We start from the raw sequence: 19,292 nt of genomic DNA on the forward strand, positions 1-19,292 counted from the left end.
CGGATGAACACCATCCACCGACCCTAGAACGACGCGCTTAGTGCGTGAAAACGCGACCTCCTGGAAGAGTCCTCACAGGTCAGCGCGATGTCGGCTGGATCCGTCCCGCCCCGTGAGCCAAGTCAGGTCGAACTCGCTCGCCTTCACACGGTCGGCGAACACCCTCCACGCCGCAGCGCCGAACGCCAGGCGGGGGCCGTCCGGGTCCTTGGAGTCACGCACGGCCACCGCAGGCGCGAGAGCCGCGACCTCCACGCACTCCCCGCCCTGGTGTGCGCTGCGACTGCTCTTCCGCCACTGGGTGTTCGACACGTCTGAGGTGCTCACAGCTGCTCCATCGCGTCTTGGATCATGGCCAACGACTCCTCGCCGGAGAGTGTGTGGCCCTGGACCAGGTCCCACGTTACGGCTTGCAGCGTCACCCTGTCTCGCTGCTTCAGCAGCATTCCCTCGCCCGAAGACTCGGTGTAGGCGACATCCGGCCCATCTTCGAAGCCGAGAAGGATAAAGCTCCCCGCCAGACCAGCGTGATATCCCGCATCGTGCGGGACGATCTGCAGTTGACTTCTTTCGCGTCGTCCCACTTCCAGCAGATAGGCGAGTTGGTCATGCATGACTTCCTTGCCGCCCACGTTTCGGCGGATGACACTCTCGTCCAATACAAGGAAGGTGTGCGGCGGGTCCTCCCTCTCGAAGATCGACTTCCGTTCCATGCGCTCGGCGACCAGCTTCTCTGCGCCGGAGCCCATGATCGTATTGATGATCGTGGTTGCATAGGCCTCCGCCTGGAAGAGTCCGCTGACCAGGTTGGCACTGAAGACGCGGATGTGGTTGGCCTTCTCCTCATAACCGAGGTACTCCGGGAATCCTGGGGGCAGGATGCCGAGGTGTCGCGTTTCGTTGATTCGCTCCCATAGGCGGCAGAACAGGCCGTCCACCTGGAAGAAAGTGTCGAGCGCGGCGGCGAATTCCTCGGACGGGAGGTTCTTGCGCAACTCGACCTGGCCGACATACGAGTCGGCGAAGCCGAGTTTTTCTGCGAGGTCCTTCTTGCTGAGACCGACCTGCGTTCGGCGCCATTCGAGTTCCTTCGCGAAGGTGACGATGGCGGGTCCGTCGTAGGGCTCGGATCGGGCGGGCATCACGACCTCCAGGGGGCTGCACCCACATGGCGGGTGCGAATGATCTTGACTGCGGTGCATTGCCGGTAGTGCTCGGTCGATTCCTAAGCGTAGTCGAACGTGTGAGGGTGGTCACACGAAATGGCGAGCGGGGCCGAGTCAAAGGGAACTCGATGAACACGCAAGTGCAGGTGGATGAGCGGGAGCTGGGGCGGCTTCGGGCCGACTTCGGCGGGTGGCGGATCTGGCGGGCCGTTAAGCAGGACGGGCGGCTCGGTGAATGGGTCGCGAGCTTGCATGACCCCCGCGTGGGCGTCGAGCCGACGCTGATGTTCCCCACCGCACCGCTGCTGCGGGCCGCGCTGCTCCGGCAGGCCGAGAAGGCGCAGGTCAGGAACCGGTGAATCGGCGGTGGCGCGTCCGCCATCGTCCTTGAAGCGCGGCGCGGCCGGTGGACGTCCCCCCGGGCCCACCGGCCGCGCCGTTCCCATGGAAAGAGGTGTGCTTTATGGGCATGCGATTCGACGGGCATGCGGACACGGCCGAGCAGGCTACGCCGTCCAACGCAAGGCGTTTGCACCTGAATGCGCTGCGGGACGCCGTCCAGGCGCGGCGGGAACTGGCGTGCGGAATGGTCGAGCGGCGCGGCGTGGCCTGGGTGAGTGTCGTCGGGGTCGGCGGGGCGGGGCGGCTGGTCGAGGTCGGGTGCGACTACGTCCGGTCGGCATGGTGGTTCACCTGGCACGACGGGCGGCCGATCGGTCCCGCGCGGGACGTCCACCGGGCCGTTGAAGTGCTCATCCGTGAATTGGCGGGCACATGACCGCGGGTGATCTGGGCTCCATCGCGGCCGACCTCGTCTTGTTCGGCGGGGCGTGCATGGCGTTCGGGTGGTTCTTCGGGTTTCTGGCCGGGAGCCGGTGAGCGCCCACTTCGGGGGCTCGTAAGTCAGGCCGAGCGTTTCGGCATGTCGCGGAGGCATTCCTCGAGGCACTCCGCACCCGGCCCGGGGGCCACGCGTTCCGCGCCCCGCCGCGCGGCCTGCCGGATTGTGTGCATCGAGACGCTGTCGCAGGTGGCCGTACCCTGGGACTCTATTGACAGGTTGATCGGGCACGGATGGCCGTCCGAGGGGATTCTGCCGCATGAAGCAGCTGCAGCCGGGTGATCCGCGTGACGTGGGGCCATACCGGCTGGAGCACCGGCTCGGCGGCGGCGGAATGGGGCAGGTGTTCCTGGGGCGTTCGCGAGGAGGGCGGCCGGTCGCCGTGAAAGTGGTGCGCCCGGAACTGGCCGAGGCCCGGGAGTTCCGGCGGCGGTTCGCCCTGGAGGTGGAGGCGGTTCGCCGGGTCGGCGGGTTCTACGCCGCGCAGGTGGTCGACGCCGACACCGACGCCGATCCGCCGTGGCTGGTCACCGCCTACGTTCCCGGTCCGTCGCTGCATGAGGCCGTCAAGCGGCACGGGCCGCTGCCACCGGAGGCGACCGCGAAGCTGGGGGCGGGTCTGGCTGAGGGACTTGCCGCCATCCATGACTGCGAACTCGTGCACCGCGATCTCAAGCCGTCCAATGTGATCCTGGCCGACGATGGTCCCCGCGTCATCGATTTCGGTATCGCCCGAGCGCTGGACGCGACGTCCCACACCGTTACCCGGGCGGTGGTGGGAACGGCGTCGTTCATGTCGCCCGAGCAGGCGCGCGGGGGTGTGGTCGGGCCGCCCAGCGACGTGTTCTCGCTCGGTGTCGTACTGGCGTTCGCGGCGGTCGGCCGCACGCCGTTCGGGGTCGGCTCGCCCACCGCGGTCATCTACCGCATCGTCCACGACGAACCCGACCTGACCGGCGTGCCCGCCTCACTCGCGGACCTGGCCGGCGCCTGCCTGGCCAAGGACCCTCGCGATCGGCCCGGCGTCGGCGATATCCTCGACCGGCTCGCCGAACCCGCGCTGGACGGCACGCGGTGGCTCCCGCCCGAGGTCACCACGATGGTCACCGAGCGGCGTGCGGCGGCCCGAGTCCAGACCGCGCCGCTGCCCGGTACGGAACCGGTCCAAGGCGGGGGGGCACGGCCGCCCGGCACGACAACGCACCTCGCCTTCGACGCCCCCAGGGCCATCACCCCGCCACCGGCCTACACGGTGACCTTCACGGAGAACAGGATCACGAGCGTGGTCAAGAGCTGTGCGATCGGGTTGGCGATCCCCGTCGTGCTGGGGTTGATGACCCTAGCCGGCCTCCTGGCCAGCGGCTCGTACACCGCCAACTGGTCGGGGCTCGCGATCTTCCTCATGGTGTGCGGTCTGGGACTCGGTGCCGTGTTCACCAAGGCTGCGCTGTCGTTCCGCCTCGCCACGTTCACCCTTGATTCCACCGGCCTCACGTTCGATCCCGGATCCGCGCCGTACCGGCTGCGACAGCGGCGTGCGGTCGACTGGGACGTCCTTGATCGGGTCGGCATGGTCGGCGACCGGCGGCGCACCAGAATCGTCGTCTGGTACGGCGGGGAGTGGAACAGTTCGTCCGCGGGCCGCGAAGGTCAGGGCGGCGACCTCGTGTGCAAGCCCTGGCTCGTCACCGGCAGGCGGGAACTCCCCGAACTCCGGGCCGCACTGAAACGGTTCGCCGGCGACCGCTACGCCGAACATCCCGCGGGCTTGCCGCGCCGGGACCGGTGACCAGCCCTGCGGGGCGGGCAGCAGGTCGGCGTGCCTGACTTTGTAGCCGCCCTTGGTGACGGGCGCGAAGGCCGCAGGGCCCATGCAGGTGCCGACCTTGCCCTCTGCCAAGCGCGGCCTCCACTGAAGGCAGAGGCGGAGCGGGGAGTTCGCGGGAACCGCGCGGTCGTGTGCGACGTCCCAGCATGTGAGCCGGGCCTTGCCGAATGGGTGTGCGACCTGTCGGACGCCGGTGGCCACGTTCGCTGTCAGAGGAGAATGCCGGTGACCCGCCCGTCTTCCGACCCCGGCCACTTCGATGATTCGAGGACCGGCGGCCGCGCACGCCGACCTGTCGTGTTCAAGGCCGCTGTCGCCCTGCTCGGCCTATCGGCCGTGGCCTACGGTTTCGTCGAGTACTCGGGCGATGGTCAATCCGGGGCCCTGGCGGAGGCGACCGATGCGCCCGTCGTGTCCATCTTCTACGGGGCGATCGTCCTCTGGGGCGTCGTCGGTGGACGTAGTGCCAGGGCGGCGACGCCGTGGTTGGTCCCCGTGCTGGCCATCGGACAAATCTTCTGGGCACAGAGCGCCGAGGGCCTGGCCGTCTATGTCGTCGCGCTGGTCGCGTCGGTCCTCGGCGTGGTGCTGCTGTACAGGCCGCAGTGCGATTCGTACTTTGCCGCCAAGGAGTCACGGATTGCCGCCGCACAGGTCCGGCGGCTGTTCGAGGAGCGCGGCAGGGACGGCGAACGCCTGCACACCGTCTCCGGCATCGCCGCCATTCTCGGCATGAGCAGCACGGCGGTCTACCGGTACCTCGACGCCGACCAGCGACGGCAGGTGCACCGCCCGCCGGACGACCTGTGATCGGCGGATCCCGGAAGACCTGACGCGACCGGGCGGCGTCGCCGCCACGGTCGCGGCCGGTGCGGCGGTCAGCCCGTGGGGGCCGGCAGCAGGTCGGCGTGCCTGACGTTGTAGGCGCCCTTGGTGACGGGCGCGAAGGCCGCAGGGCCCATGCAGGTGCCGACCTTGCCCTCCTCCCAGCCACCCTCTCCGTTCTCGACGCCGTTGGCCACCGACCAGGAGAACCCCATGCGGTCATGCCTGCCGCCGGGGCCGCCGTCGTGGACGCTGAAGCCGAGCCGCTTGCCGATCTGGTCCTTGATCGGTTCGTCCGCCTTGGTGACGACCGCGGTCAGGGTGGCGTTGCCGGGGCTGGTCAACAGGCAATCGACCTTGGCCTCCGAACGTACGGTCCATCCCTCGCCCGGGGAGTGGTGATAGATCTTCACGATTCCGCGGGCGTCGGTGGGCAGCCCGTCGGGAGCGCCCGGCTTGGGCGCCGAGTACGGGACGGCCTTCGCGTTGAAGGTGAAGGCTCGGATGTCCTGGTCGGGCCAGTAGGTGAGGCGGATCTCCGCGGACCCGGACACGCGCGCCGTCTTGGCCTCCGGCGTCGCCGGGGAGGTCGTCTCCGCCGCGACCGGCGCGGCCATCACGGCGATGGCCGCAACGATCACGACGCCGATCTTGATGGTTCTGGGCATTGGGGGCTCCCGTTCGGTCGGCGGACGGGCCCGAGCGGCCCGGCCACCCCAATGCTCCGACCAGGCACTGCCCGCCGCCCTCCCCCGCACAGGCCGAACCGTTCCCCCGGAGGTATGACCCCGGCACGTCCCGCGTCTCCGAAGACCCGAACGCGGGGCTAATCGCCGTCCGCCGGGGATGTGGACGGTAGCAGGCTGCCTATGCGCAGGAGATTGCCGCTGCGATCGATGAGGGCGAACTCACGCATTCCGTAGTCGGTGTCGCGGGGTGGTTCCAGCCGGCTGCCCGTGGCACGGTCGGCCGGCACGCCGATCTCGTCCCACGTGTGGTGCAGGGCGTCCGCGTCCCGGACGTGGACGTAGCAACCGCTGGAGGTGGTCAGCGGGTCCACGTCGGGGTCCTGGAAGAAGTGCAGTTCGACCGTTCCCCGGCACACGATGAGGTAGCCGAACTGTTCCGGTGGGACACCACGCAACTCAAAGCCCAACCGTGCATAGAAATCGAGCGTCTCGTTCAGGTTCCGGCTGGGCAGGATCGGGACCGCGTAATCGTCCATGGAGCGAAGGTAGTCGGCCTACCTGACAAATTAAGCAGACCCGGTCAGCCGGAGTCCGGCATGGTCGAGCGGCAGTCAGTCCTTGCGCGCGAGGCCGGCGTAGTAGTACGCCTCGTGCGGGTCGGCCGGGGGCGTGTCCGGACGCCATGTCGCGATCGGCACCGCGCCCGGTTCCAGCAGCGTGGCGGCGCCGAACAGCGCGGCGAACTCGGCGCGCGTCCGGGAGACCAGCGAGATCCCCGCCGCGTTCGCCGCGGCGTCGCCATGCGTGGTCCTACCTCAGGGTCGGCTGCCCCGATCCTCGCACCCGTCGATTGGTTCCAAGGCCTTTCAGCCGTGACCGTCCGCCAGGCCGTGTGAGCCGGCGGCCTCGAATCCAGCCCGCGCGTATCGCCTCGGCGAGGTGCCCATGACGCGCTTGAACGCAGTGTTGAACGCGTGCTCGGATTCGTAGCCGAGCGAGCCCGCTATTCGCGCCAGCGTGTCGTCGCCGTGGACGAGGCGTTCTCCCGCCAGCATCATCCTCCAGCGCGTGAGGTACGCGATAGGCGTCTCCCCGGTGCGTCCGCGGAAGCGTTCGGCGAAGGCCGATCGCGACATGTCGGCCCGCGCGGCGAGTTCCTGCACCGTCCAGGGGAACGCCGGATCCGCGTGCATCGCTCCGAGCACCGCGCTCAGTTGCGGATCGGCGAGGGCGGCGAACCATCCGACGCCGTCGCGGGAGCCCTCGTCCAGGTACAGGCGGAGCGCGTGCACCAGCATCATGTGCGCGAGTTGCTGCGCCACCAGCGACGAGCCCGGCCGGCCCTCGCGCAGCTCCTCCATCATGAGCTCGATGGACCACCTCAGCCGGGCGCGGTCGCCCGAGGTCCGGACCCGCATGAGGGGCGGCAGCGTCCGCAGGAGCACCTCGGCGTGGGGGCTGCTCACCTCGAAGCGACTGCCGACCATGAACACGTCGCCGCCGCCGTTGTAGGTGACGATCTCGCCGCTGCGGTTCGGGTCGAGCACCTCGCTCGCCCGTTTCGGCTCGGCGTCCAGGTCGCTGCCGATGGTCACGGGCCTTCCGCTGGGCAGGACGAAGCAGTCGCCCGCCTGGAGCCGCACCGGCGCGTCGATGCCCTCCACCGCCAGCCGGCAGGTGCCTTGGGTGATGGCGTAGCACTTGATGCGGCCGGCGAGGTCGTCGAGCGTGAGCGCCCATGCGCCGCCGGCGTCGAAGCCCGCGGTGATGTAGCTGTGGGGCTTCAGCAGGGAGAGGACCTCGGAGAGGGGGTCCATGCACACCCTCCGGACGATCGCGAACAAAACCGCGACTTTCGAGCATAGTTCGTACGGCCTGTGCTGTCTACGCTCAGGAATGGCGGGTCTCAGCGAGAAGACCCGGAAACATTTCTTGGAGGCAAGCAGCATGAAAGCCGCGGTCGTGAACTCATTCGGCGCTCCGCCGTCGTTCCAGGATTTCCGCGAGCCGGAGCCCGGTGACGGCGAGGCCGTGGTCGCGGTGCACGCCGCCGCGCTCAGCCCGATCGTGAGGGGCCTGGCCTCCGGGAAGCACTACGCGAGCGGCGCGTCCGCCGGATTCGTGCCGGGTGTGGACGGCGTGGGAGTCGACGGGACGGGCCGCCGCGTCTACTTCCTGTTCCCGAAGGCTCCGTTCGGATCCATGGCGGACAAGTCGCTCGTCTCCGGCGACATGATGGTGCCGGTTCCCGAAAAGCTGCCCAGCGACCGCGCGGCGGCCGTCGCCTCGGGCGGGCTCGCGTCCTGGATCGCGCTGACGCGGCGGGCCGGGCTCCAGGCCGGCGAGACGGTGCTGGTCGTCGGCGCGACGGGCGCAGCGGGCGGAATGGCGGTCCAGACCGCCCGGCATCTCGGTGCGGGCAAGGTCATCGCGGTCGGCCGCAACCAGGAGAGGCTGAAGCGTCTGGGCGCGGACGTGGGCATCGCCCTGAACGACGACGCGGACAAGGCGCTGCGCGAGCGGTTCGACGAAGGGGTCGACGTCGTGCTCGACTTCGTCTGGGGAGAGCCCGCCCTCCGCGTCCTGAAGGCCGCGACCGGGGACCGCGGCTCCCCGGCGGGCGAGCCGCGCCTGCGCTACGTGCAACTCGGCACTGCGGCGGGGGACGAGATCCCTGTCCGCGGTGACATGCTGCGCAGCACGGGTCTTGAACTGATCGGAAGCGGCATCGGCAGCGTGGCGGTCGGAGAACTCCTGGCCGGTGCGGGCGAGTTGCTCGCCGCCGCGCCCGGGGCGGGCTTCGACGCGGCGTTCACCAGCCTGCCGCTGCGATCGGTGGCCGATGCCTGGAACGGCGACCCCGCCGTCCGCTACATCCTCACGCCGTGACGCGGTCGATGATCAGGGGGTGGAGGTCCGGGGTGCCGCCGATCTCGTAGGCGCCGTCGAGGGACTCCAGGGCCCGGGGCAGGCGGGTCTCGTCGTCGGTATGGAGGGTGAGGAGCGGCTGGCCTTCCGTGACCGCCTCGCCTGGCTTGGCGTGGCAGACGATGCCCGCGCCGGACGAGACCGGGTCCTCCTTGCGGGCGCGGCCCGCGCCCAGGCGCCATGCGGCCACGCCGACCCCGTAGGCGTCCAGGCGGGTCAGGACACCCGACGTCGGGGCCGTGACCGTGTGGGTCTCGCGGGCCGCCGGGAGCGGCGCGTCGGGGTCGCCGCCCTGGGCGGTGATCATGCGGCGCCAGACGTCCATGGCGGAGCCGTCCTTGAGCGCATCGGCCGGGTCCTTGGCGGACAGGCCGGCGGACGCGAGCATCTCGCGGGCCAGGGTCAGCGTCAGCTCGACCACGTCGGACGGGCCGCCGCCCGCCAGGACCTCGACCGACTCGGCCACTTCGACGGCGTTGCCGACCGCGTCGCCCAGGGGGCGGTCCATCGCGGTGAGAAGCGCGACGGTGCGCAGGCCGTGGTCGGTGCCGATCGCGACCATCGTCTCGGCGAGTTCGCGGGCGTTCTCGACCGTCTTCATGAACGCGCCGGAGCCGACCTTGACGTCCAGGACGAGCGCGCCCGTCCCCTCGGCGATCTTCTTCGACATGATCGAGGACGCGATCAGCGGGATCGACTCGACCGTCCCCGTCACGTCGCGCAGCGCGTAGAGCTTGCGGTCGGCGGGGGCCAGGCCGCTGCCCGCCGCGCAGACCACCGCCCCGGCGGAGCGCAGCACGTCCAGCATCTCGGCGTTCGACAGCGACGCCCGCCAGCCCGGGATCGACTCCAGCTTGTCGAGCGTGCCGCCGGTGTGGCCGAGCCCGCGGCCGGACAGTTGCGGGACGGCGGCGCCGCACGCCGCCACGACCGGCGCCAGCGGCAGGGTGATCTTGTCGCCGACGCCGCCGGTGGAGTGCTTGTCGGTGGTCGGACGGTCCAGCGCCGACCAGTCCATGCGCTCGCCGGACCGGATCATCGCCTCCGTCCAGCGGGCCACCTCGGGACGGGTCATGCCGTTCAGCAGGATCGCCATCGCGAGCGCCGACATCTGCTCCTCGGCGATCGTGCCGCGGGTGTAGGCGTCGACGGCCCAGTCGATCTGGCCGGGGGTCAGGGACCCGCCGTCCCGCTTGGCGCGGATGACGTCGATGGCGTCCACAGCGTCCCCTCTCAGGCTCTTTCGATCAGGTCGTCGGGGCCGAAGGCGTCCGGGAGGACGTCCGACATGGGCAGGATGCCCCGGGTCGTCTCCAGCAGCATGGGGGCGCCGCCGTGCTCCCAGAGGAGCTGGCGGCAGCGCCCGCACGGCATCAGCGGGTTGCCGTGCCGATCGACGACCGACAGCGCGACCAGGCGCGGCCGTTCCGACTTGCCCGGACCGTGCAGCGCCGACACGATCGCGCACTCCGCGCAGAGCCCGACCCCGTACGAGGCGTTCTCGACGTTGCATCCGGTGATGACGCGGCCGTCGTCCACCAGTGCGGCGGCGCCCACCGGGAAATCGGAGTACGGGCAGTACGCGCGCGTCATCGCCTCCCGCGCGGCGTCGCGCAGGGCGGGCCAGTCGATCTCCATGCACCGTACCTTTCTGGGCGGACGAACCCCCAAACCCCGGAAAGGGGGACGGGCTATCGTGCCTCACCGCGCCGGTACTTGAGGCCGTTGGCGGCGGGCATGCGGAGCCGCTGGCTGGCCAGCGCCAGAACCAGCAGGGTCGTCAGGTGCGGCGTGAACGAGACCAGCTGGCCCGGGACGATGTCGCTCAGCATGAACCAGACGAGCAGCCCGGCGGCCGCCACCAGCGCCAGGGCGGAACCGATGTAGGCGGTGCGGACCTCGCGGCGAGCCGCGTCGGTGATGGCGTGCGGACGCAGCTTGCCCGCCCGCATCGCCTGCCAGATCGCGGCGCCGATGAGCAGGATCGCCACGAACAGCAGCAGCGCGTGGACGGCCTCTCCCCCGCCGCGCACGTTCATCGCGTCGGTGTAGCCGAACAGCAGCGAGCCCGCGGTGAGACCTCCGGGACGCCAGTTGCCGAAGATCATGGCGGCGAGGCCGATGAAGCCGCGGCCGTTGGTCTGGCCGTCCTGGTAGAGAGGGGCGGCGACGGTGACGAGGAACGCCCCGGCCAGACCGGAGAACCCACCCGAGATGATCACGGCGGCGTACTTCATCCGGTACACCTTCACGCCGAGCGACTCGGCGGCGTACGGGTCCTCGCCGCAGGAGCGGATCCGCAGCCCGAACGGCGTCCGCCACAGGATCAGGAAGCTGAGCGGCACCAGCAGCAGCGCCAGGAGCGTCAGCAGCGACATGCCGCTGGTCAGCCCGCGCAGGATGCCCGCGAGGTCGGAGACCAGGAACCAGTGGTGCCCCTCCAGCGACCCCAGCCAGTCCGGGCTGTGCCAGCCCCCTATCTTGCCGCCGGACAGCACCGGCATCGTCAACGTCATGATCGGATCGACCGTCGGGGACTGCCGGGGGCCGCCGCCGAGGGCCTTCGCCTCCCCGGTGTCGAAGATCAGCCCGGCGAGGAACTGGGTGAGCCCGAGCCCCAGGATGTTGATCGCGACACCGGACACGATGTGGTCCACGCCGAACGACACGGTCGCGATGGCGTGCAGCAGGCCGCCGAGGGCGCCGCCGAGGATCCCGGCCGCCACCCCGATCCACGGACCCCACTGGTAGCCGGCCCACGCACCCGTCCAGGTCCCGAGGATCATCATGCCCTCGAGACCGATGTTGATCACGCCGGACCGCTCCGACCACAGCCCGCCGAGACCGGCCAGGAAGATCGGCACGGCGAGGCGGAGCGCGGCGCTGACCGTCCCGCTGGACGTCACCGAGTCGGCGTCGTCGATCACGCGGACCAGGGACAGCAGCACCAGCAGCCCGGAGGCGATCAGCAGGTAGTGCGGCCAGCGCAGCCGGCGGCGCCTGCCGTTCGCGGGCGGCTTCGCGGCCACCGCCTCGGTCGCGGCGCTCATGAACGGCTCCCCGTGGACGTGCGGGCAAGGTCATGGCCGGTGGCCAGCTCGGTGGCCACGGCCCGTTGCTGCACGGCGATCTCCCAGCGCCGGACGAGTTCGTACACGATCACGACGGTCAGCACGACCACGCCCTGCATGACGCTGACGATCTCCTTCGGGACGTCGACCGACTGGAGCACGTCGGAGGTCTGGTCGAGGAACGCGAACAGCAGCGCGGCGAGCGCGATCCCGACCGGATGGTTGCGGCCGAGCAGCGCGATCGTGATGCCGGTGAAGCCGAGCCCCGCCGGGAAGTTCAGCGAGTACTCGTAGGACGCGCCGAGCAGCTCCGGCATGCCGATCAGGCCGGCCACCATGCCGGACGCCAGCATCGTGTAGACGATCATCCGGCGGGCGTTGACGCCGCTGGCCCGCGCGGCGGACTGGGACAGCCCCGACACCTTCAGGTCGAACCCGAACCTGGTGCGGTTGATGACGACCCAGAACACGATCCCGACGATGATCGCGAGCGGCAGCAGCCCGTACATCTGGCTCGGCAGGTCGAGCCCGATCGAGGACAGGAAGCCGTTCAGCGGCCCGACCCGTCCCGACTCGGGGATCTGCGGGGTCGCGATGTTGTTGCTGTCCGGCCGGACCTCGGCGAGCCGGTCGTCGTGCAGCAGGTAGGCGATCAGGCCGGTCGCGATCGCGTTCAGCATGATCGTGGAGAGCACCTCGCTGACCCCGCGGGTCACCTTCAGCACCCCGGCGATCGCGGCCCAGAGCCCGCCGACCGCCATCGCCGCGACGATCACCAGCATCTGGCCGAACGGCGCGGGCAGCGTCACCGCGCCGCCGACCACCGCGGCCATGAACGCGGCGAGCCGGTACTGGCCGTCCACGCCGATGTTCAGCAGCGCCATCCGGAACCCGATCGCCACCGCGACCGCGGACAGGTAGTAGCGGGTGGCGCGGTTGATGATGTCGACGATCGAGTTGTCGGTGGTCCCGTAGTCGATCATGGCCTGGATCGAGCTGAACGGGTCGGCGCCGGTGACCCGCAGCAGGATCATCGTGATGACGAGGGAGATCAGCAGCGCCAGCACCGGCGCCCCGATCTTCAGCCCCAGGCCGGTCGGCCCGAGCCCCCGCATGATCGCCTTCCACGCCGGCACCGGCTCGGGCCCGGCACCGCCGCCCCCGGACGGCCCGTCGCCGGAGCCGGACTTCGCGAGGTCGGGTCCGGACGATTCCGCGTCAGACGGCTCCGCGTCAGACGGCTCCGGCTTCGCCTGCTCCGAGCCCGGGGGCTCGCCGGACGGGCCGGACCGGTCGTTCTGCTCGCCCCCGGTCGAGTCGTCCCCGGTCGGCTCGTCCTCGTTCGGGTCGGCGTCCTTCGGGGGGCTCATGACGGGTCTCCGGCGCCGGTCATGGCGGAGCCGAGTTCCTCCGGGGTGACGGTCTGCGGGTCGACCTCCGCGACCAGCCGTCCCCGCAGGATCACGTGCAGGGTGTCGGACATTCCGATGAGTTCCTCAAGGTCTGCGCTGATCAGCAGCACGGCCAGCCCGTCGGCGCGGGCCTGCCGCAGGTAGTCCCAGATGGCGGCCTGGGCGCCGACGTCGATGCCGCGGGTGGGGTGCGCGGCGATCAGCAGGTGCGGTTCGCCGGACATCTCCCGGCCGACGATGAGCTTCTGCTGGTTCCCGCCCGACAGGGCCGCGGCGGGCACCTCGATCCCGGGGGTCCGCACGTCGTACTCCTGGACGATCCGGGTGGTGTCGCGGCGGGCGCCGCGCCGGTCGGTCCACGGGCCGCGGACGTTCGGGCGCTCGGTCTGGTGGCCCAGCATCCGGTTCTCCCAGAGCGTCCCCTCCAGGATGAGCCCGTAGCGGTGCCGGTCCTCGGGAATGTAGGAGATGCCGGCCTCGCGGCGGCGGCGGGTGCTCCAGTGGGTGATGTCCTCGCCGCCGTAGTCGATCGACCCGGCGTCCGCGGACTGGAGCCCCATGATCGCCTCGATGAGCTCGGTCTGCCCGTTGCCCTCGACGCCCGCCAGCCCGACGATCTCGCCGCGGCGGATGCGCAGCGACACGTCGTCCACCACGGGACGGCCCTCGGGGGTGAGCACGGTCAGCCCGCCGACCGCCAGCTGGACGTCCTCGGTGACGGTCGACTCCCGCAGCTCCGGGGTCGGCAGCTGCGACCCGACCATCAGCTCGGCCAGCCGCCGGGACGTGACCTCCGCGGGGTCGAGCCCGGTCGCGACGGTGGTGCCGCGCCGGATCACCGAGATCCGGTCGGCGACGGCCAGCACCTCGTCGAGCTTGTGCGAGATGAACAGCACGGTCAGGCCCTCGGCGCGCAGTTCCCGCAGGTTGCCGAACAGCTCGTCGACCTCCTGCGGGACGAGTACCGCGGTCGGCTCGTCCAGGATCAGCACGCGGGCGCCCCGGTAGAGCACCTTGAGGATCTCCACGCGCTGGCGCTCGCCGACGCCGAGCTTCTCGACCAGCACGTCGGGGTCGACGCGCAGCCCGTACGCCCGCGACATCTCGCTGATCTTCGCGCGGGCGGCGGCGAAGTCGATGCGGCCGCGGCGCCACCCCTTGCCGCGGGGCTCGGCGCCGAGGACGACGTTCTCCAGGACGGTGAGGTTGTCGGCCAGCTTGAAGTGCTGGTGGACCATGCCGATGCCGCGGCCGATCGCGTCGGCCGGGGTGCGGAAGGAGACCTGCTCGCCCTCGACCTCGATGGTGCCCTCGTCCGGCCGCTGCATCCCGTAGAGGATCTTCATCAGCGTGGACTTGCCGGCGCCGTTCTCGCCGCAGAGCGCGTGCACCTCACCGCGCTCGATGGCGAGGTTGATGTCGCGGTTGGCCACCACCCCGGGGAACCGCTTGGTGATCGATGTCAGCCGCACGGCCGGCACCTGGTCGGGCACGGGTGCCCCTCCCTCCGATCGCCGGCGCCCCGCCCTTCGGACGCGCCGTTGGGACGCCACGGAAAGCCGCGCACCGGCGAGGCGGCGTGTTGCGGACGAACTGCAGGAAAGTCCGGCGGGACGCGGCCCGCGCACCGGAGACCACCGAGGAGGTGACATCCGGTGCGCGGTTACGTCACGGCCGGAACCGGCCGTGACGCTACCGTGCGGACGCGTTCCGGCTCCCGTGTCAGGGCTTCTCCGGCACCTTGATCTCGCCTGAGATGATCTGGGCCTTCAGCTTCTCCAGCTGGTCCTTGATGTCGTCGACGTTGCCGCCGGACGTGGAGTAGCTGATGCCGCCGCTCTTCAGGTCGTACACCTTCGAACCGGCCTTGAACTGGTCGTCGTTGACGCTCTTGATGAAGTCGAAGACCGCCACGTCCACGTTCTTCACCATGGACGTGAGGATCTGGTCCTTCACGCCGGCGACGGCGGGCTGGTTGTACTGGTCGGAGTCGACGCCGATGACCCACTTGCCGGCCGCGCCGACGGTCTTGATGACGCCGATTCCGGCCGCGCCGGCGGCGTGGTAGATGACGTCGGCGTCCTGGTCGAGCTGGCCCTTGGCGGCCTCGTTGCCGAGGCTGGTGTCCTGGAAGCCGTTGAAGTTCGGCGGCTGGGTCAGGTACTTGGCCGGGAGGATCTCGATGTCGGACTTGGCCTTCTTCGCGCCCGCCTCGTAGCCGGCCTGGAATCGCTGGATCAGCGGGACGTTGACGCCGCCGATGAATCCGATCTTGCCGGTCTCGGACTTCAGCGCGGCGGCGGCGCCGACCAGGTAGGAGCCCTCCGCCTCGGCGAAGCACGCCGCGGCGACGTTCGGGCCCTCGACCTTGCAGCCGTCGGCGTCGACGACCAGGAACTTGGTGTCCGGGAACTCCTTGGCGACCTTGTTGACCGCGGCGGTGTAGGCGAACCCGATGCCCATGATCGGGTTGACGCCCTGGTTCGCCATCAGCCGCAGGCGCGACTCCTTGTCGGCGTCGGACTCGTCGGGCTTGGCCGAGATCTCTTCGGTCTCGACGCCCAGTTCCTTCTTGGCCCGGTCGAGCCCGCGGGCGGCCGAGTCGTTGAACGACTGGTCACCGCGGCCGCCGATGTCGTAGGCGAGTCCGACCTTCATGGTCTCGCTGTCGCCGCCGCCGCCGGTGTCCGCCTCCTGGCCGCCGCACCCGGAGGCGGCGAGCGTCAGCGCCGCACTCGCCACGGTGACGAGGGAAATCTTCAGTCCACGGCGCAAGGTAGCGCTCCTTCCGTTCCCCACCAACGGTTCGGCGGCCGGACCGGCCACCGAAATCGATCGGACGCTACCTCGCTAAAGCGGGCAAACTTCCCGCGTGCACTGATTCGCAACAGGTCCGTTACCAATGCGTAGGCATATCGCCACTGGTCAACACGCAGGTCGGCGCGCACGGACCCACCTCGCCGAGGTACTCGGGAGACGGAAGGGACGCCTGGGACACGACGGGGGCGGCCAAGGGGCGGCCAAGGCGGCGGCCAAGGGGCGGGACGAGGACCCCGCGGCGAGGGGGCCTACGCCAGCGCGGCGCCCTCGATCGGCTCGGTGTCGCCGGGACGGCCGCCCTCCCACAGCGCGGTCAGCGCGGTCGCGCTGAGCACCCGCACGCCGACCGCCACGCAGCGCTCGTCGACGTCGAAGTCGCCGCGGTGCAGGTCGTACTCGCCGGACGATCCGGGGGTGCGGACGCCGAGCCGCGCCAGCGCGCCGGGGATCGACTCCAGGTACCAGCCGAAGTCCTCGCCGCCGAGGCTCTGCGGGGTGGGCACCACGCCCTCCTCGTCGATGACCTGCGCGGCGGCGTCGCGGAACATCTGCACGCTGGTCGCCTCGTTCACGGTCGGCGGGACGCCCCGGACGTATTCGAGGGACGCCTCCACGTCGTAGGCGGCGGCGACCGACTGCAGCAGCGACTTCATCATCTCCGGGGCGCGGTGCCACGCCTCGTCGTCCAGGCAGCGGACGGTGCCCTCGGCGATCCCGTCGTCGGGGATGGCGTTGGCGACCGAGCCGGCCGAGACCCGTCCCCACACCAGCGACAGGCTGGAGCGCGGGTCGACGCGCCGCGACAGCGCGGACGGCAGCTCGGTGACGATCTTGGCGAGGGCGTACACGAGGTCGGCGGTCAGGTGCGGCCGGGCGGTGTGCCCGCCGGGGCCGGTCACCTTCACGTACACCTTGTCGCAGGCCGCGGTGATCGGGCCGGTGCGCAGCCCGAGCTGGCCGACCTCGATACGGGGGTCGCAGTGCAGGGCGAACGCGCGGTCGACGCCGGCGATGCCGCCGGCGGCCATCACGTCCAGAGCGCCGCCAGGCGTCTCCTCGGCGGGCTGGAAGAGCAGGCGCACCCGTCCGGGCAGCAGCCCGGCCTCGGCCTGCTGCGCGAGGAACAGGCCCGCGCCCAGCACCATCACGGTGTGGACGTCGTGACCGCACGCGTGCGCGACGCCGGGGACGGTCGAGCGGTAGGAGACGCCCTCCTTCTCGTCCTCCAGCGGGAGCGCGTCGATGTCGGCCCGCAGCGCGACCGTGGTGCCGTCGGCGGGCCCGATGTCGCAGAACAGGCCGGTGCCGCGCGGCAGGATCACCGGCTCCAGGCCCGCCTCGCGGAGCCGCTCGGCGAGCTTGCCGGTCGTGCGGTGCTCGGAGTAGCCCAGCTCGGGGTGCATGTGCAGGTCGCGGCGGAACGCGATCAGCTCGTCCTCGTGCCCGGCCAGGAACGCGTCGAGCTGCGGCTGCAGGACGGCCCCGCCGAGCACCTCCGAACCGGCGGAGGCGGCGCCGGCGGCCGGGGGCCCCGGCACGATCTCGCCGGTGACGGGCCCCTCCGGGCCGACGGGCGCGGCCTCGCGGGCGGCGAGGTCGTCCCGCACCGGCATGTTCTCGCGCGCCGGCACGATCTTGGCGGCCTGCGCGGCCTGCGCGGCCTCACCGGCGGTCGTCCCGCGCTCGTCCCGGCCCGCGGGACCCCTGGGTCCCGGGGCGGCGGGTGGTTCGAGGCCGGGCATCACCCCGGGTCCCGGATGCGTCATCTGCGCCCCCTGCGCGACGGCGGAGCCGGAGGGTCTCCGCCCGGTGGTCTCATCGATCGTCGTGGTCTCGTCGATCGTCTTGTCCGTCATGTCACCGGTGCCGTCCGCGCTGTCGCGGACGGCGCCGGGTGGCTTCCCCGGGACGGCCGGTTCCTCAGGCTCCGGCATGTGCCACCTCCCCCAGTGTGACGAACCTGTCCTCGGCGAGCTCGGTGATCGCCGCGTCGACGATGTTCTCCAGCGTCCCGCCCTCGGCGCGGATCGCGCGCTGGCGCTCGTACGGGGCGCCGTGGTCCAGGACCTCGCCGGCGACCTTGAGCTCCTCGGCGCAGCCGAGCCGGTCGGCCACCGGCTCCAGCTCCCTGATCAGCTCGTACAGGTCGTCGCGGAGCGGAGCGGTGTTCCCCTGATCGTCGGTGATGACGATGGCGTCGAGCCCGTACCTGGTCGCGCGCCACTTGTTGTCGCGGACCACCCAGGCGGCCGGCCGCGGCAGGGTGTAGCCGCGGTCTAGCTGCTGCTCGAACAGCGTGACCAGGCTCTGGCACAGCGCCGCCGCCATGCCGACCTCGCGCATGGTGGGGATGCCGTCGAACATCCTGATCTCGACGGTGCCGAAATCCGGGTGCGGGCGGATGTCCCACCAGACTTCCTTGATGCTCCGTATCGTTCCCGAACGCAGCAGCGTGTCCATGTAATCCTCGAACGCTCCCCAGTCGTCCAACGAGTGGGGAGGACCGGCCGTCGGCAGCTGACCGAAGACGACCGCCCTGCAGGACGCGAGGCCGGTGTCGCTGCCGCTCCAGAACGGGCTGGACGCGGTGAGCGCCAGGAAGTGCGGAAGGTAGGACGAGAGCGCGTTGACGATCGGGATCGCCTTGGCGCCGTCGGAGACTCCGACATGCACGTGAACGCCGAACGTCTGGATGCGCCGGGCCAGCCACTGCATCTCCTCGATGAGCTCGGCGTAGCGCCGCATGGGCGCCATCACCGCGTCCCGCCAGTCGCTGATCGGGTGGGTGCCCGTGCAGGCGAGCTCGATCTCGCGTTCGGCGGCGGCCGCGCGGAGTGCCTTGAGGGTGCCGGCCAGGTCGGCCTTGGCCTCGCCGACGGTGTCGCAGATGCCGGTGACGACCTCGACCGTCGACTCCATCAGCTCGTGCCGGACGCGCGGGTTGTCGCCGTCCTCGCTGAGATAGGGCAGGGCTGCGAGCACCTCGCGTGCGTCCTGCCGCAGGTGCCTGGTCTCCGCATCGACGAGCTGGATCTCCCACTCGACACCGAGCGTCGCCCCGTTCGATGCGTTGAAGTCAATGGCCACGGCCAACCTCCGTCCACAATCCTTGCAGGTCGTTGCGTGGCACGTGGCGCAATTCAGCCAGCGGGTCCCTAAGCCTGGACAAACGCCGGTCCAGGTCACGTGTTCGCTCCATGATGGCGCTCGTGCCCGTGACCCCGCCGGGTCTCCATGCCCTTTGCGGATCAATTGACTCATGCGGGCGGTCAGCGAGCACGGCCGGGCCATACCTTTCGGTCATCGATCTTGTCTGCGACACCATCCGATCGAACTAGTCCGCCCGTCCCAAAATACCGTCGATGACGGACTGTAACCAAAAGCGATCGTCACGTACGTACCGTATTGGATGCATCTGCACCATGCGTCACGTTCGTCACATGCTTGCCGTCGCCGCGTTCGGGTACCCGTTCGCCGGATACGTCGCCTACTCTTCGGGGGAGTCATGGGCGTCGAGCGCGTGCGCGCCGGGAGCGATCGGGCTTCCGCGGAAACGAGGAGCGTCGGAAGCTTGCGAGCAGAGCGACGAGGGCGGGCCGGTGCGCGCCGCCGCCTGACCGTTTTCACCGTCCCCGTGGCCGCGGCCTCGATCGCCGCGGCACCCGTCCTGGTGGCGGCCCCCGCCACCGCCGAGCCGAAGGCCGCCCCGAAG

At 70.6% G+C, this 19,292-nt stretch carries 18 protein-coding genes and 1 pseudogene; 5 read left to right on the forward strand and 14 right to left on the reverse strand.

The window, feature by feature from the left end; all coding sequences use genetic code 11:
- Positions 1-72 precede the first annotated feature (72 nt).
- Both E1285_RS32215 and E1285_RS32220 read right to left on the reverse strand, forming a co-directional pair.
- Positions 73-327 carry a DUF397 domain-containing protein gene (locus E1285_RS32215; protein ID WP_132158349.1) on the reverse strand — a complete coding sequence of 85 codons (255 nt, stop codon included), beginning with the start codon at positions 325-327 and terminating at the stop codon, positions 73-75.
- Positions 324-1,142, reverse strand: coding sequence for a helix-turn-helix transcriptional regulator (locus E1285_RS32220; RefSeq protein WP_165966842.1), 819 nt, complete (start codon positions 1,140-1,142; stop codon positions 324-326). The genes E1285_RS32215 and E1285_RS32220 overlap by 4 nt, the downstream gene beginning before the upstream one ends.
- A 152-nt stretch (positions 1,143-1,294) precedes the next feature.
- On the opposite strand from E1285_RS32220, the gene E1285_RS32225 reads away from it, so the two are divergent.
- The 4 genes from E1285_RS32225 to E1285_RS32240 all read left to right on the forward strand — a co-directional run bounded on the left by E1285_RS32225 (position 1,295) and on the right by E1285_RS32240 (position 4,645).
- Positions 1,295-1,525 carry a hypothetical protein gene (locus E1285_RS32225; RefSeq protein WP_132158351.1) on the forward strand — a complete coding sequence of 77 codons (231 nt, stop codon included), beginning with the start codon at positions 1,295-1,297 and terminating at the stop codon, positions 1,523-1,525.
- Positions 1,526-1,629: 104 nt separating this feature from the next.
- Entirely contained in the window at positions 1,630-1,944 is a 315-nt protein-coding gene (locus E1285_RS32230) for a hypothetical protein (RefSeq protein WP_132158352.1), read from the forward strand.
- Positions 1,945-2,266: 322 nt separating this feature from the next.
- Positions 2,267-3,796, forward strand: coding sequence for a serine/threonine-protein kinase (locus tag E1285_RS32235; RefSeq protein WP_132158353.1), 1,530 nt, complete (start codon positions 2,267-2,269; stop codon positions 3,794-3,796).
- A 336-nt stretch (positions 3,797-4,132) separates the two neighbouring features.
- Entirely contained in the window at positions 4,133-4,645 is a 513-nt protein-coding gene (locus tag E1285_RS32240) for a hypothetical protein (RefSeq protein WP_132158354.1), read from the forward strand.
- Between the two features lie 68 nt (positions 4,646-4,713).
- Here the strand turns inward: E1285_RS32240 and E1285_RS32245 are convergent, their stop codons facing one another.
- The 4 genes and pseudogenes from E1285_RS32245 to E1285_RS32260 all read right to left on the reverse strand — a co-directional run bounded on the left by E1285_RS32245 (position 4,714) and on the right by E1285_RS32260 (position 7,166).
- On the reverse strand, positions 4,714-5,328 hold the full coding sequence (locus E1285_RS32245; protein WP_207946978.1) for a hypothetical protein: 615 nt from the start codon (positions 5,326-5,328) through the stop codon (positions 4,714-4,716).
- Positions 5,329-5,486: 158 nt separating this feature from the next.
- Positions 5,487-5,885 carry a VOC family protein gene (locus E1285_RS32250; protein ID WP_132158355.1) on the reverse strand — a complete coding sequence of 133 codons (399 nt, stop codon included), beginning with the start codon at positions 5,883-5,885 and terminating at the stop codon, positions 5,487-5,489.
- A gap of 75 nt (positions 5,886-5,960) precedes the next feature.
- Positions 5,961-6,131: pseudogene (locus E1285_RS32255) on the reverse strand (SAM-dependent methyltransferase); the annotation flags it as partial.
- Positions 6,132-6,215: 84 nt separating this feature from the next.
- Positions 6,216-7,166: an AraC family transcriptional regulator gene (locus E1285_RS32260; protein WP_132158356.1), complete on the reverse strand. Its 951-nt coding sequence runs from the start codon at positions 7,164-7,166 to the stop codon at positions 6,216-6,218.
- 130 nt (positions 7,167-7,296) lie between these two features.
- Between E1285_RS32260 and E1285_RS32265 the strand changes: the two genes are divergently transcribed.
- Positions 7,297-8,238, forward strand: coding sequence for a zinc-binding alcohol dehydrogenase family protein (locus tag E1285_RS32265; RefSeq protein WP_132158357.1), 942 nt, complete (start codon positions 7,297-7,299; stop codon positions 8,236-8,238).
- Here the strand turns inward: E1285_RS32265 and E1285_RS32270 are convergent.
- The 8 genes from E1285_RS32270 to E1285_RS32305 all read right to left on the reverse strand — a co-directional run bounded on the left by E1285_RS32270 (position 8,228) and on the right by E1285_RS32305 (position 18,667).
- A complete protein-coding gene (locus E1285_RS32270) occupies positions 8,228-9,499 on the reverse strand; it encodes a thymidine phosphorylase (RefSeq protein ID WP_132158358.1) in 1,272 nt (423 codons plus the stop codon). The two genes, E1285_RS32265 and E1285_RS32270, sit on opposite strands and share 11 nt — an antisense overlap.
- Before the next feature lie 11 nt (positions 9,500-9,510).
- Positions 9,511-9,915, reverse strand: a complete 405-nt coding sequence (locus E1285_RS32275) for a cytidine deaminase (RefSeq protein ID WP_132158359.1) — start codon at positions 9,913-9,915, stop codon at positions 9,511-9,513.
- A gap of 53 nt (positions 9,916-9,968) precedes the next feature.
- Positions 9,969-11,327: an ABC transporter permease gene (locus E1285_RS32280; protein ID WP_132158360.1), complete on the reverse strand. Its 1,359-nt coding sequence runs from the start codon at positions 11,325-11,327 to the stop codon at positions 9,969-9,971.
- Positions 11,324-12,718, reverse strand: coding sequence for an ABC transporter permease (locus tag E1285_RS32285; RefSeq protein ID WP_243723199.1), 1,395 nt, complete (start codon positions 12,716-12,718; stop codon positions 11,324-11,326). Before E1285_RS32285 ends, E1285_RS32280 begins: the two co-directional genes overlap by 4 nt.
- Positions 12,715-14,253, reverse strand: a complete 1,539-nt coding sequence (locus tag E1285_RS32290; RefSeq protein WP_243723200.1) for an ABC transporter ATP-binding protein — start codon at positions 14,251-14,253, stop codon at positions 12,715-12,717. The genes E1285_RS32285 and E1285_RS32290 overlap by 4 nt, the downstream gene beginning before the upstream one ends.
- Before the next feature lie 229 nt (positions 14,254-14,482).
- A complete protein-coding gene (locus E1285_RS32295) occupies positions 14,483-15,535 on the reverse strand; it encodes a BMP family ABC transporter substrate-binding protein (RefSeq protein WP_165966843.1) in 1,053 nt (350 codons plus the stop codon).
- A 293-nt stretch (positions 15,536-15,828) separates the two neighbouring features.
- Positions 15,829-17,073 carry an amidohydrolase gene (locus tag E1285_RS32300; RefSeq protein ID WP_243723202.1) on the reverse strand — a complete coding sequence of 415 codons (1,245 nt, stop codon included), beginning with the start codon at positions 17,071-17,073 and terminating at the stop codon, positions 15,829-15,831.
- A gap of 427 nt (positions 17,074-17,500) precedes the next feature.
- Positions 17,501-18,667, reverse strand: a complete 1,167-nt coding sequence (locus E1285_RS32305) for a glutamate--cysteine ligase (protein ID WP_132158362.1) — start codon at positions 18,665-18,667, stop codon at positions 17,501-17,503.
- Between the last annotated feature and the right edge of the window lie 625 nt (positions 18,668-19,292).

The organism is Actinomadura sp. 7K507, from assembly GCF_004348425.1.
GTDB lineage: Bacteria > Actinomycetota > Actinomycetes > Streptosporangiales > Streptosporangiaceae > Spirillospora.